Here is a 12,963-nt window from a genome sequence, read left to right as displayed (position 1 = left end):
AACTGCCTCAAGCGCGAGGGCATCCACTCCGTGGGTGAGCTCGTGGCCCGTTCCGAGGCGGACCTGCTCGACATCCGCAACTTCTGTGCGAAGTCTCGACAGGGTTTGAGTAAACGTTCGACTGAATCCCGCCAAGATCCCGCTCGTATCCCTCCGCGGGGGCCAACGGCCCTACGATCAACGCCCGTCGGGTCGAGCGAAGGGGCGGGGCATGGGTGTGGCCATCCGGACGGCGGGCGAAGGGGACAGGGAGCTGATCGTCCGGCTTCTGGACGAGGCGTTCCAGGACGACCCCGTGAGCGGCTGGGTCTTCCCCGGCGCGGAGGACCGTCGTGCCAAGCACCCCGGACTCATGGCCGCCTTCACCGACATCGTGCTCGCGGCCGGCCGCATCGACGTCATGGAGGACGGTTCGGCCTGCGCGCTGTGGCTCTCCGTGCCCGCCCACGAGGGCGAGGACCACGGCGACCGGGACGGCGACGCCGAGGACGACGGTCCGGCCCAGGTGCGGGAGGCCGTCGATCCGGACAACGAGCGCATCGAGGCGATCGGCCGGCTGACCGCCGCCGTCCATCCCGCCGGACGGGCCCACGAGTACCTGTGGATGATCGGTGTGGCGCCCGGCCGCCAGGGCGAGGGCCTCGGTACCGCGCTGATCGAGGCCGTCCTCGACCGCTGCGACCGCGAGGGGCTGCCCGCATACCTGGAGGCCAGCAGTGCCCGTAGCCGCGAGCTGTACGAGCGCCTCGGCTTCGAGCCCGCCGGCCCGGTCCTCGACCTCCCGGACGGCCCGGCGATGTGGCCCATGTGGCGCGAACCCGGGCCGCGCCGGCCCGCCTAGGCCGTATCTGCAAAGCCCCCGGTCCAGCACCCGGTCCTGCCCTGCAACGGCCTTCAGGCGGCAACTCCTTCTCGGCGCGAAGGTCGTCGGCGAACTGCTCGACGAGATCGACGAACTCGTCATCAGGACCTACCCCATGGTGTGCGGCTCGGGCATGCCGATGTTCGGCTCCGGCGTCGCGATCTCGGCATTCGCCCTGGAGTCGGTGCGCACGTTCGGCAACGGCGCGCTGGTGCGCACGTACAGCAGGAAGCGCTGAGCTTCCGACCGGCCTACTCTGAGGTCATGGGCAGCGAACAACACGTCTGTCCGGCCTGCGGACAGCCAGTGGAAACAGTCGTACGGCGCCACAAGACGCTGGGCACGTGGGTCCCGCTCTGGGTGGCGGGCCCGTGCCGCAACCCAGAGTGCCGTGCCTACGACGCGGAAGGCGCCGCCCGCGGCGACACCGGTGACGGCGATACCGGCGATACCGGCGAGGACACCCGGCCCCCGAAAGGCGACCGGCCCCCGGCAGACGACCCGTCCCCGGAAGACGACCGATCCCCGGTGGACGACCGGCCCGCCAGGGGCACCGCCCCACACGCCGCGAGCCCGTCCGAACCGGCCCGGGAGAAACCGCCGCGAAAAATTTCTGAGCGCGTGTCGAGATGCGCGGCCCGGCTCCGACGTCCCCTGTGAAGAACCGCCCGCCGGGGCGGTGAGAGCCGAAGGAGCGGACTGATGAAGTACCTGGTCATGGTGCAGGGCACACAGGCGGACTACGAAGCCATGCGCGGCAAGGCGTCGGCGAACTCCCCGGCCTGGAGCGAGGAGGAGCTGCAGACCATGTTCGCGTACATGGGCGCCATCAACGACGACCTGTCCGAGAGCGGCGAGCTCGTCGACGGGCAGGGCCTGGCCGAGCCGGCTCAGGCCCGGCACGTCACCCTCGGTGACGACGGCAAGGCCGTGATCACCGACGGGCCGTACGGGGAGACCAAGGAGCTGCTGGCCGGCTACTGGGTCCTGGAGTGCGAGAGCCTGGAGCGGGTCACGGAGGTCGCCGACCGCGTCGCCCGCTGCCCCCAGCCGGCCGGCGCGCCCGACCACCCCGTCGTGATCCGCCCGATCATGGACGGCTCCGGGGACATCTGACGGATCGGTCGACGCCGACGGACACGCTGATGCGAAGCACACCCGAGATCGAGTACCTGCTGCGCGGCAACGCGCCGCAGGTACTCGGTGCGCTGGTCAGACGGTACGGGCACTTCGACGCCGCCGAGGACGCCGTACAGGAGGCGCTGCTCGCGGCCGCCGGACAGTGGCCTGAAGCGGGCGTGCCCCGCAATCCGCGCGGCTGGCTGATCAAGGTCGCCTCGGGCCGGCTCACCGACGCCCTGCGCAGCGATCAGGCCTGGCGGCAGCGCGAGGAACGGGCGGCTGCGCTCACGCCCCGGGACGCCTTCACGGCGCCGCCGCCGGGGGAGCGGGCCCCGTGAGGACGACACGCTCTCGCTGCTGTTTCTGTACTGCCACCCGGACCTGTCGCCACCCGCGCAGATCGCGCTCACGCTGCGCGCCGTGGGCGGTTTGACCACGGCGGAGATCGCCCGGGCCTGTCTCGTCCCGGAGGCGACCATGGCGCAGCGCGTCAGCAGGGCCGAGCAGAAGGTGCGGGGCGTGCGCTTCGGCCGCCCGGACCGCTGGGAACAACGGCTGCCGTCCGTCCTGCAGACCCTCTACCTGATCTTCAACGAGGGCTACACGGCCACCTCCGGCGCCGCCCTGCAACGCCGCGACCTCGCGGGCGAGGCCGTGCGGCTGACCCACACGGTCCACCGGCTGCTGCCCGGCGACTGCGAGGTGACCGGTCTGCTCGCGCTGATGCTCCTCACCGACGCCCGACACCCGACGCCCGGCGCCCGACACCCGACGCCCGACGCGAGGCGCGCAGCGGTGCGCACGGCGAGTTGATCCCCCTCGACGAGCAGGACCGCGACCGCTGGGACCACGCCGCCATCGAGGAGGGCGTCGCGCCCATCACCGGGCCCTGTCCCGGGGCCGACCGGGACCGTTCCAGCTGGGGGCCGCGATCGCCGCCGTGCACGACGAGGCATCCTCGCCCGAGACGACCGACTGGGCCGCGATCCTCGGCCTGTACGACATCCTCGTCGGCCTGGTCCCCGGCCCGGTCGAACGCCTCAACCGCGCGGTCGCCGTCGCCATGGTCCACGGACCGCGCGCGGGCCTGACCGAAGTGGATTCCCTGGCCGACGAGTTGAAGGGCCACCGCCTGGACGCCGTACGAGGCCACCTCCTGGAGCGCGCGGGCGAGCCCGAAACAGCCCGGTCGGCCTACGAGTCGGCGGCCGCGCGGACCCTCAGCCTGCCGGAGCGGCGCTATCTCCGGTTCCGGGCGGAGCGGTTGGGCGACTAGCGTGTACGGCATGGGTACAGCGGGGGAGCGGCGTCGCACTGTGTGGCGTCTGGTGCTGGTCGTGTGGGCGCTGGCCGTGGTCGTCGCGGGCGGGCTGACGCTGTGGATGCAGGACTCGACGGAGGCACGGGGGCCGTACGTCTGGGAGCGGACGGATCCCGGGAAAGCGCAGGATCTGCCGCCTTGCCCGACACCCAAGGCCTGCGCGTACGCCATCACCCCCTAGCCGCGCCGTCCGCCCGTCGCCGGGTCGCGTGTCGCGGGTCGCGGGTCGTCAGGCAGTACGTGCCGCCCGCCGGATCCCGCATCACTGTCCAGCCGGGGAAGCCGGTTACGAAGGCGGCCCCGAGCTGCTCGTGCCGCGCCCTGGTCGCCGCGACGTCCGCGCAGGCGAGGTCGAGATGGGCGGAGGCCGGGCGTTCCTCGTCGAGGCGTTGCAGGAGCAGACGGACCAGCAGGCCGGGCGGCGGCTCGACCACGTGGAACTCCGCGAGGGAGCCCGGCCGCGACTCCCAGCCGTCGAGCAGCCCGCTCCAGAAAGCGACTTCCATCCCGAAGGCCGAGGCCGGGACATCCACGCACACCTGGTCGAGCCGGCTGCCCCGCACCACACCCGGCCGCGACGACTGCCCGCGCCAGGGGTCCGCGCAGAACAACTGCCCGCCGGGCGAGCGCAGCACGACGAGCGACCCCAGGTCGGCCACCACGCGCGCGCCGAGCTCTACCGCCGCGGCCGCGAACTCCGGTACGTCGTCCACGCAGAAGTCGATGTGCGCACCCCCGGAACCCGGATTGACCGCCTGCACCTTCACGCACGCGTCGGCACCGTCGGGCAGCAGGGTGACGAACTCGTCGTGTTCCCCGCGCAGTTCGGACAGGCGGGTGTCCGTGACGGCAGTCCAGAAGTCGCAGACCGCGCCGAAGGCCTCACGCGGTCGGTCGATGAAGGCGTACGTCCATCCCGTTTACGGGGTGGAGGAGTCACCTGATCCTCATGGACGCGATCGTAGAGGGGCCGCACCACCGCCACCTGCGTGAACCTTGACCGGCCCTTGCCACACCGTCCCCGTCCACTGGCCTGCGCTCGTTTGCATTCAGGAATGGACCACATCACGTTCCTCGTGGCGGTCGTCATCGTCACGCGCTCGCCTTCGACTTCGTCAACGGATTCCACGACACGGCGAACGCGATGGCCACGTCCGTCGCCACCGGTGCGCTCGCATCCCGTACGGCGGTCGCTCCTGATCAGCAGTCTCTCCTCAACGTCGTCGGTGCCTTCCTGGCCACGGAGGTCGCCAAGACCATCTCGGACGGCATCGTGGAGGACACCCTCGTCTCCCCGGGCATGATCTTCGCGGGCTGGTCGGCGCGATCCTGTGGAATCTGCTGATCTGACTGGTCGGTCTGCCCTCGAGCTCCTCGCACGCCCTGTTCGGCGGGCTGATCGGGGCCGTGTGGGCCGGGGCGGGCAGCCGGGGCGTCAACTTCGACACGGTCGCCGAGAAGGTGCCGGTGCCCGCGGCGACCTCGCCGATCGTGGCCGGTGTCGCCGCGCTGCTCGCCTACCGGCTCACCGACCGGGCCCGCGAGGCCTCCGTCACCAAGAGGTTCCGCATCGGCCAGATCGCCTCCGCCTCACTGGTCTCCCTCGCCCACGGCACGAACGGCGCGCAGAAGACCATGGGTGTCATCACCCTCACCCTGATCTCGGCCGGCGCGCTCGGCCACCACGCCGGCCCGCCGCTGTGGGGCATCGCGTCCGCGGGCCTCGCCATCGGCCTTGAGCACCGGCCTCGGCGTCACAGGAGGCGCCCGGGAGGGCGATTCGGCCGGCCAGATCGCGGCCACGGGAATGCTCGGCGCAGCCGGTGGCGGCGAGGGCCGTGGCGATGAAGGCCGCGAACGTCGTCGGAAGGACAGCTACAGCCGTCGACCGGGGCTACTCGGTGGGCGGCCACATCGGGGGTGCCGCGATCGGCGGAGGGGGGGCGGGAGCTGATCATCCGCGAACAGGAAGGGGCGCAAGCGTGGAGAACCTCGATCTGGCCGCCGGAGGGGGCAGCGGCTTCTGGCCCACGGGCGTTGTGATGCCCGTCGTCGTCACCGTCATCGTGGTGCTGATCGGTATCCGGCGAAGCCACAACGCCACGAAGGGAACCGGGGGGCCGGGGAAGTGGGAGGACCGAAGGCCTCGGGCTCCCACAGGGTTCTGCCCTACGGGCGGCGACAGCGGGCCCCGTACCCGGCAACGGGTACGGGGCCCACCGTCTTTCCTCCTGCCCGACCGGCGCATCGCGCGTCGGACGACCTGGAGGATCAAGCCTTCTTGGTCTCCCAGAAGATCTTGTCGATCTGGGCGATGTAGTCCAGCGCCTTCTGGCCCGTGGCCGGGTCGGTCGAGCCCTTGGCGGCCGAGAGGGCCTTCAGGGCGTCGTTGACCAGCTGGTGCAGCTCCGGGTACTTCTCGAAGTGCGGGGGCTTGAAGTAGTCGCTCCAGAGCACCGAGACGTGGTGCTTCGCGAGCTCGGCACGCTGCTCCTTGATGACGGTGGCGCGCGTCTGGAAGTGCGGGTCGTCGTTGGCGGCCATCTTCTCCTGCACGGCCTTCACCGACTCCGCCTCGATGCGGGCCTGGGCGGGGTCGTACACACCGCAGGGAAGGTCGCAGTGGGCACTGACCTTGACCTTGGGGGCAAACAGGCGGGAAAGCATGGAGCATTCCTTCCTCGTGATCGACTTCTCACAGGGGACATTACTCCGTGAGGGACGGCTTTTCGCGGGTGCCCCCATGGGCTTAGGACAAAAGTCCGGGGTGAGACTGAGACTGGTGGACGAAGAACCGGGGAGGTGCCGGGTGATGCCGGAGCTGTCGCAGGAGTCCGAGCGGGAGAGGCCGGCCCCGCCCTTCGGGGTGGCCGAGGTGACCGGGCCGTCCATGGTGCCCACGCTGTACCACGGGGACCGGCTCCTGGTGCATTACGGGGCCCGGGTCAGGCCGGGGGACGTCGTCGTGCTGCGGCACCCCTTCCAGCAGGACCTGCTGGTCGTCAAGCGGGTCGCCCAGCGGCGCGAGAGCGGCTGGTGGGTGCTCGGGGACAACGCGTACGCCGGCGGCGACAGTACCGACTACGGCGTCGTGCCCGATGACCTGGTGCTGGGGCGGGTCCGGTTCCGCTACCGGCCGCGCAGGTCGGACCGGAGGTCGCCCTGGGCGCTGCTCGGCTGGGCGCTGTCGGCGGCCAGGCCCGTCTTCTCGGGCAGGTCGGGCCGGGCGGCCTCCAGGCGTTTGCGGGCGCGGTAGGCCGCCACGTTGGCGCGGGTCGCGCAGCGGTCGGAGCAGTAGCGCCGGGAGCGGTTGGTGGAGGTGTCGAGGTAGGCGTTGCGGCAGGGCGCCGCCTCGCACAGGCCGAGGCGGTCCGCGCCGTGCTCGGTCAGGTGGAACGCCAGGCCCATCGCCGCGATCGCCGCGTAGCCCGCGGTGGCGTTCGACGGGTGGTCCGCCAGGTGCATGTGCCACAGGGGTCGGCCGTCGTCGTCGCGGAAGTCGTGCCCCGAGATCTGCGGGCTCACCGGGAACTCCAGCAGCAGCGAGTTCAGCAGATCCACGGCGAGCCTCTCGTCGCCCGAGTCGGCCGCCTCGAAGACCGCGCGCAGCCGGGCCCGGACCGAGCGGAAGCGGGTCACGTCCGCGTCGGTGGCGCGGCGGGCGGCCGACTGGATGGGCCCGAACAGATCGCGGACGGCCTCGACCGACGTCAGGGCGTCCTTGCCCCGGGCCGGTTCCTCGGTGTTGACGAGGCGCACGGCGTAGTCCGAGTAATAGGCCAGTTCCACTTGTAGTCCTTACGGAGGGGCTTTATCGTCGGAGGCGTGCATTTGTAACAGCTGATGGTGCTTCCAGGGTATTACGAGGGAGGGGCTCGATGACGGACGCCGACATCACCACGGCCGCCGCCGACTGGCACGCCTGGCAGGAGAGCTGGGACCGGCAGCAGGAGTGCTAGCTGCCCGACCGCGAGGAGAGGTTCCGGATCATGCTCGACATGGTCGAGGCCTTCGTGGGCACCGCCCCGCGCGTCCTCGACCTCGCCTGCGGCACGGGCAGCATCACCGCCCGGCTGCTCGCCCGCTTCCCGGACGCCACCAGCACCGGCGTCCACCTCGACCCGGCGCTCCTCGCCATCGCCGAGGGCACCTTCGCGGGCGACGACCGGGTCCGTCTCGTCACCGCCGACCTCAAGGACCCCGACTGGCCGGCGGAGCTCCCGTACGACTCGTACGACGCCGTCCTGACCGCGACCGCCCTGCACTGGCTGCACCGGGAACCCCTCGCGGACCTCTACGGCCAGGTCGCGGGACTCGTCCGCGCCGGCGGTGTCTTCATGAACGCGGACCACATGATCGACGAGACGACGCCCCGGATCAACGCGGCGGAGCGGGCGCAGCGGCACGCCCGCATGGATCAGGCCAAGCGGGACGGCATCCTCGACTGGGCCGAGTGGTGGCAGCTCGCGGCGAAGGACCCCGTTCTCGCGGAACCCACCGCCCGGCGCTACGAGATCTACGGCGAGCACGCGGACGGCGACACGCCCTCGGCCCGGTGGCACGTGCGCGTGCTGCGCGAGAAGGGGTTCGGCGAGGCCAGGCCGGTGTGGTGCTCGCCCTCGGACACCTTGTTGCTGGCCCTGAGGTAGCGCGCACGAAGGGGGCGGTACGGAGATCCCGTACCGCCCCCTCGCCGTGCGTACCGTCAGAGCACCTTGGACAGGAACGACTTCGTCCGCTCGTGCTGCGGGTTCGTCAGCACCTCACGCGGGTGACCGGATTCCACCACCACACCGCCGTCCATGAAGACCAGGCTGTCGCCCACCTCGCGGGCGAAGCCCATCTCGTGGGTGACGACGATCATCGTCATGCCGGACTCGGCCAGGTCGCGCATGACGTCCAGGACGTCACCCACCAGCTCCGGGTCCAGCGCCGAGGTCGGCTCGTCGAACAGCATCAGCTTCGGGTCCATGGCGAGGGCCCGGGCGATGGCGACGCGCTGCTGCTGACCGCCGGAGAGCTGCGAGGGGTAGTTGCCCGCCTTGTCGGCCAGGCCCACCCGGTCCAGCAGTTCCAGGGCGCGCTCGCGGGCCTTGCCCCTGCTCACGCCCTTGACCTGGACCGGCGCCTCCATGACGTTCTCCACGGACGTCATGTGCGGGAACAGGTTGAAGCGCTGGAAGACCATGCCGATGTCCCGGCGCTTGACCGCGACCTCGCTGTCCTTCAGCTCGTAGAGCTTGTCGCCCTTCTGCCGGTAGCCGACCAGCTCGCCGTCGACGTACAGACGGCCGGCGTTGATCTTCTCCAGGTGGTTGATGCACCTCAGGAAGGTCGACTTGCCGGAGCCGGAGGGGCCGATGAGGCAGAACACCTCGCCGGACTTCACCTCCAGGTCGATCCCCTGGAGGACTTCAACAGGACCGAAGGACTTGTGGACGCCCTCGGCCTTGACCATGGCGGTCATGCGGTGCCTCCCGTCGGCTTGGAGCGGCTGGACAGGGACAGCACGTTCGCCTTGATCTTCTGGAACGGCGTGGCCGGCAGGGACCGGCTCGAACCACGCGCGTAGTACCGCTCCAGGTAGTACTGGCCCGCGCTGAAGATCGACGTCATCAGCAGATACCAGGCCGCCGCCAGGAACAGCATCTCAGCCGGGGCACCGGAGGTCTGGCCGATGTCCTGAGCGGCACGGAGCAGCTCCGGATACTGGACGACCGAGACCAGCGAGGTCGTCTTCAGCATGTTGATGACCTCGTTGCCCGTCGGCGGCACGATCACGCGCATCGCCTGCGGGATGACGATCCGGCGCAGCGTCTTGGCGTGGCTCATGCCCAGCGCGTGCGACGCCTCGGTCTGGCCCTCGTCGACCGAGAGCAGACCGGCCCGGCAGATCTCCGCCATGTACGCGGCCTCGTTCAGGCCGAGGCCCAGCAGCGCCGTCAGGAACGGGGTCATGAAGTCCGACCACTCGTCCTTGTAGAACGGCCCGAGGTTGATGTACTCGAAGACCAGGCCCAGGTTGAACCAGACGATCAGCTGCACCAGGACCGGGGTGCCACGGAAGAACCAGATGTAGAACCACGCGATCGACGAGGTCACCGGGTTCTTCGACAGGCGCATCACGGCGAGCAGGACGCCGCCGACGATACCGATCACCATGGACAGCACGGTCAGCAGGAGGGTCTTGCCGACGCCGTCCAGGATGCGGTCGTCGAAGAAGTAGTCCGGGATCGCGCCCCAGTTGATCTTGCCCTGGGAGAACGCGTAGACGATGCCGCCCAGCAGGGCGAGCGCGACGACGGCGGAGACGTACCGCCCGTAGTGCCGGACCGGGATGGCCTTGATGGCCTCCGGTCCGGCCGGGGGCGTGTCGGCCGGCGTCTTGTCGATGTCAACAGTCACGGGTGTTGCCTTTCAGTGCCGCTGCGCCGCGGTCACTTGCCGCCGTTGATGGTGGCCGCGTCGATCGAGCCCTCCGTGACGCCCCACTTCTTCATGATCTTCTCGTATTCGCCGTTCTTGACGACGGCGTCGAGAGCGGCCTTGAGCGCGTCACGCAGCTGCGTCTGGTTCTTGGCGACCGCGATGCCGTACGGGGCGGCCTCGACCTGCTCACCGACCAGCTGGAAGTCCTTGCCGCCGCCGGACGTCTTCACGGCGTACGCGGCGACCGGGAAGTCGGACGAGCCGGCGTCGGCGCCGCCCGCGCGCAGGCGGGTCTGGGCCTGCTGGTCGTTGTCGAAGGCCTCGATGGCGATCTTCTTGCCGGCCGGGCACTTCTTCGACTCGGCCTTGGCGAGGTCCTCGGAGACGGTGCCGCGCTGCAGCACGATCTTCTTGCCGCACAGGTCGGACCAAGTCTTGATGCCCTGGTCGTCGCCCTTCTTGGTGTAGATCGAGACACCGGCGGTGAAGTAGTCCACGAAGTCGACGCCCTCGCCGACCTTCTTGCCGGTGTCGGAGTCGATGCCCTCCTGGCGGTCCTTGGTGTCGGTCATCGCGGACATGGCGATGTCGTACCGCTTGGAGCGCAGACCCGTGATCAGCGTGTCGAAGGTGCCGTTCTCGAACTGGAAGTCGACCCCGAGCTGCTTGCCCATGGCGGCGGCGAGGTCCGGGTCGATGCCGACGACCTTGCCGGAGCTGTCCTTGAACTCGACCGGGGCGTAGGCGATGTCGGAGCCGACCTTGATGACACCCTTGTCGCGGATGGCCTGCGGGAGCTTGTCGGCGAGCGGGGCCGAGGCCGCGGTGTCGCTAGAGCCGGTGTCCTTGGTCTGGTCACCGCATCCGGTGAGCATCAGCGCGCCTGCGACCGCGATCGCACCGACCGCTGCTATCCGGGAGTGCGCGGCGGTCGTACGACGGGTGGAGCTTGCGGTCATGGTGGGTTCCTCCGGCGGATGGGTGGAGTTGCCGATGGGGCGGGCCGCCACCGATGGACTCGGCACGGCCGCGGCACGCCGAAGGGTTCGGCAGTGCCGTGGGTCGACGAGAGCACACCTCTTCGAGTGTCGCGACCTCGTGTGATGACGGCATCTTGCCATTCGGACTGCGCGATTCTGGGGGCCAGTCATGTCAAAATCGGATAACGGGCGACCCCCGAACCGCACCACTCCGGTACATCACGGCCGGACCTTCTATGGGAATCAACCCTTCCGGCCGAAAGATCTTCGGTATATCCCGGGATTTCGATACGGGGGCCGCGGCTTTTGCTGATAATTGAGTGGTTGTAGCTGGTTTGTCCAGGTCTTGTCCCGATTTTGGACGAAGCGTCAGGGCCCCGTCATGTGACCTTCGCGTTATGGACTCGTCCCCGATGCCGTCCGTCCGGTAAGAAGGGTCCTTACACCCCTCATCCGGGGCTCAGGGCGCGTGTGCGGCGCGCCCGTCGCGTACGCGCCCGTACGTATACACGTACAAGCACGACATGGGCCTATGCGGTGCCCGCCCACCCCTCACCAGGAGTGGCCACCCTCAAAACAATGAAGATTTAAGGGGTAAAACGAAGTGGCAGCGGAGATCGTCAATCCTCGCAGCGAGAGCAAGAGCGGCGATACGGAGCACGAGGGCAGTGCGGAGCCCCTCGACTCCTTCGACCCGGCATTCGCGTTGCACCGCGGCGGCAAGATGGCTGTGCAGGCCACCGTGCCGGTCCGTGACAAGGACGACCTGTCCCTGGCGTACACGCCCGGCGTCGCGAAGGTGTGCAGCGCGATCGCGGAGCAGCCGGAGCTCGTGCACGACTACACGTGGAAGTCGTCGGTCGTGGCCGTTGTGACGGACGGTACGGCCGTGCTGGGGCTCGGTGACATCGGGCCCGAGGCCTCCCTCCCGGTGATGGAGGGCAAGGCGATTCTGTTCAAGCAGTTCGGTGGCGTGGACGCGGTTCCGATCGCCCTGAACTGCACGGACGTCGACGAGATCGTCGAGACCGTGGTGCGGCTCGCTCCGTCGTTCGGCGGGGTCAACCTGGAGGACATCTCGGCGCCCCGGTGCTTCGAGGTCGAGCGGAAGCTCCAGGAGCGGCTGGACATCCCGGTCTTCCACGACGACCAGCACGGAACGGCCGTGGTGACGCTGGCCGCCCTGCGGAACGCCGCGCGGCTGAGCGGGCGGGCGCTGGGTGAGCTGCGGGCCGTCGTCTCCGGCGCCGGCGCGGCGGGTGTCGCCATCGCTAAGATGCTGGTCGAGGCCGGGATCGGGGATGTCGCGGTGGCCGACCGCAAGGGTGTCGTGTCGGCGGACCGGGACGACCTCACGCCGGTGAAGCAGGAGCTGGCCGGGTTCACGAACAAGGCCGGGATCACCGGGTCGCTGGAAGCGGCGCTGGACGGGGCCGATGTGTTCATCGGTGTCTCCGGGGGCACGGTCGCGGAGTCCGCGGTGGCGAAGATGGCCAAGGGCGCGTTCGTCTTCGCCATGGCGAACCCGAACCCCGAGGTGCATCCCGAGGTCGCGCACAAGTACGCGGCTGTCGTCGCGACCGGGCGGTCGGACTTCCCGAACCAGATCAACAACGTGCTGGCGTTCCCGGGGATCTTCGCCGGGGCGCTGCAGGTGCGGGCCTCCCGGATCACCGAGGGAATGAAGCTGGCCGCCGCGGAGGCGCTGGCCGCTGTGGTCGGGGACGATCTCGCCGCCGACTACGTCATTCCGTCGCCGTTCGACGAGCGGGTCGCGCCGGCGGTCACGGCCGCGGTGGCGGCGGCCGCTCGGGCCGAGGGTGTGGCGCGGCGTTGACGCCGCTGTCGTCGCCGTTGGTGTGATGTGGCCCCGTCCGCGATCGGGCGGGGCCACTTCTTTGCGTGGGGGCAGGGCTGTTCGGGTGGTGCGTGGGCGCGTCTGCCTTCGGCGGCAGGGGCGCGCGTCCGTTTCGGCTGACGCCGGGTGGTGGGTCGGGGCCGCGCCGGGGGGTGTCCGTCCTCGGAACGGCGCGATGGGGTCTCACGCCGACTGACTGTTCGCTGACGCGTCAACCGCCGCGGGCGGCCCCCGGCAGACCCCTTCTCGCCGTACGCGGGTACGGGAGCCTCCCGCCCAACATCGCAGGCGGTCTAGGCTAGTCCCATCCTCCGCACATGACCGGTTCGGGTGATCTGATGATGTGACCGGTACCTGGACGGGTGTGACTCGTTGAGTGGACGTGCCGATA

General features: G+C 69.9%; 10 protein-coding genes and 6 pseudogenes. 10 read left to right on the top strand and 6 right to left on the bottom strand.

What is annotated here, in order from left to right; translation table 11 throughout:
• The 6 genes and pseudogenes from ABZ281_RS16275 to ABZ281_RS16250 form a co-directional block, all read left to right on the top strand.
• Positions 1-96: pseudogene (locus ABZ281_RS16275) on the top strand (DNA-directed RNA polymerase subunit alpha C-terminal domain-containing protein); the annotation flags it as partial.
• Positions 97-211: 115 nt separating this feature from the next.
• Complete coding sequence (locus tag ABZ281_RS16270) at positions 212-841, top strand: GNAT family N-acetyltransferase (protein ID WP_356655990.1); 630 nt, start codon at positions 212-214, stop codon at positions 839-841.
• Positions 842-914: 73 nt separating this feature from the next.
• A pseudogene (locus ABZ281_RS16265) lies at positions 915-1,100 on the top strand (dihydrofolate reductase); the annotation flags it as partial.
• 464 nt (positions 1,101-1,564) lie between these two features.
• Positions 1,565-1,978, top strand: a complete 414-nt coding sequence (locus ABZ281_RS16260) for a YciI family protein (RefSeq protein WP_356655988.1) — start codon at positions 1,565-1,567, stop codon at positions 1,976-1,978.
• Positions 1,979-2,007: 29 nt separating this feature from the next.
• Positions 2,008-3,260, top strand: a pseudogene (locus ABZ281_RS16255) (sigma-70 family RNA polymerase sigma factor).
• Positions 3,261-3,270: 10 nt separating this feature from the next.
• Positions 3,271-3,486, top strand: a complete 216-nt coding sequence (locus ABZ281_RS16250; RefSeq protein WP_356655986.1) for a hypothetical protein — start codon at positions 3,271-3,273, stop codon at positions 3,484-3,486.
• On the opposite strand, the gene ABZ281_RS16245 is transcribed toward ABZ281_RS16250, so the two are convergent.
• Positions 3,476-4,204, bottom strand: a complete 729-nt coding sequence (locus ABZ281_RS16245; protein WP_356655992.1) for a VOC family protein — start codon at positions 4,202-4,204, stop codon at positions 3,476-3,478. The two genes, ABZ281_RS16250 and ABZ281_RS16245, sit on opposite strands and share 11 nt — an antisense overlap.
• 156 nt (positions 4,205-4,360) lie before the next feature.
• Here ABZ281_RS16245 and ABZ281_RS16240 point away from each other — a divergent pair.
• A pseudogene (locus ABZ281_RS16240) lies at positions 4,361-5,042 on the top strand (inorganic phosphate transporter); the annotation flags it as partial.
• Between the two features lie 534 nt (positions 5,043-5,576).
• Here the strand turns inward: ABZ281_RS16240 and sodN are convergent.
• A complete protein-coding gene (gene sodN, locus ABZ281_RS16235; RefSeq protein WP_097220330.1) occupies positions 5,577-5,972 on the bottom strand; it encodes a superoxide dismutase, Ni in 396 nt (131 codons plus the stop codon).
• On the opposite strand from sodN, the pseudogene sodX reads away from it, so the two are divergent.
• Positions 5,884-6,417, top strand: a pseudogene (gene sodX, locus ABZ281_RS16230) (nickel-type superoxide dismutase maturation protease); the annotation flags it as partial. The gene sodN and the pseudogene sodX sit on opposite strands and share 89 nt — an antisense overlap.
• A gap of 17 nt (positions 6,418-6,434) precedes the next feature.
• On the opposite strand, the gene ABZ281_RS16225 reads toward sodX, so the two are convergent.
• Positions 6,435-7,094, bottom strand: coding sequence for a CGNR zinc finger domain-containing protein (locus ABZ281_RS16225; RefSeq protein ID WP_356655984.1), 660 nt, complete (start codon positions 7,092-7,094; stop codon positions 6,435-6,437).
• 89 nt (positions 7,095-7,183) lie between these two features.
• Between ABZ281_RS16225 and ABZ281_RS16220 the strand changes: the two are divergent.
• Positions 7,184-7,954: pseudogene (locus tag ABZ281_RS16220) on the top strand (class I SAM-dependent methyltransferase).
• Positions 7,955-8,010: 56 nt separating this feature from the next.
• On the opposite strand, the gene ABZ281_RS16215 reads toward ABZ281_RS16220, so the two are convergent.
• The 3 genes from ABZ281_RS16215 to ABZ281_RS16205 are packed head-to-tail and all read right to left on the bottom strand — an operon-like array spanning position 8,011 to position 10,693.
• Complete coding sequence (locus tag ABZ281_RS16215; RefSeq protein WP_298560737.1) at positions 8,011-8,772, bottom strand: amino acid ABC transporter ATP-binding protein; 762 nt, start codon at positions 8,770-8,772, stop codon at positions 8,011-8,013.
• Complete coding sequence (locus ABZ281_RS16210) at positions 8,769-9,710, bottom strand: amino acid ABC transporter permease (protein WP_356655982.1); 942 nt, start codon at positions 9,708-9,710, stop codon at positions 8,769-8,771. The genes ABZ281_RS16215 and ABZ281_RS16210 overlap by 4 nt, the downstream gene beginning before the upstream one ends.
• Positions 9,711-9,742: 32 nt before the next feature.
• Entirely contained in the window at positions 9,743-10,693 is a 951-nt protein-coding gene (locus ABZ281_RS16205) for an ABC transporter substrate-binding protein (protein ID WP_356655980.1), read from the bottom strand.
• Positions 10,694-11,318: 625 nt separating this feature from the next.
• Here ABZ281_RS16205 and ABZ281_RS16200 point away from each other — a divergent pair.
• Entirely contained in the window at positions 11,319-12,551 is a 1,233-nt protein-coding gene (locus ABZ281_RS16200) for an NADP-dependent malic enzyme (protein WP_356655978.1), read from the top strand.
• Positions 12,552-12,963: the final 412 nt, after the last annotated feature.

Origin of the sequence: Streptomyces sp. NPDC006265, from assembly GCF_040613555.1 — a bacterium.
GTDB lineage: Bacteria > Actinomycetota > Actinomycetes > Streptomycetales > Streptomycetaceae > Streptomyces.
This window is presented reverse-complemented; position numbering and strand designations above follow the sequence as displayed.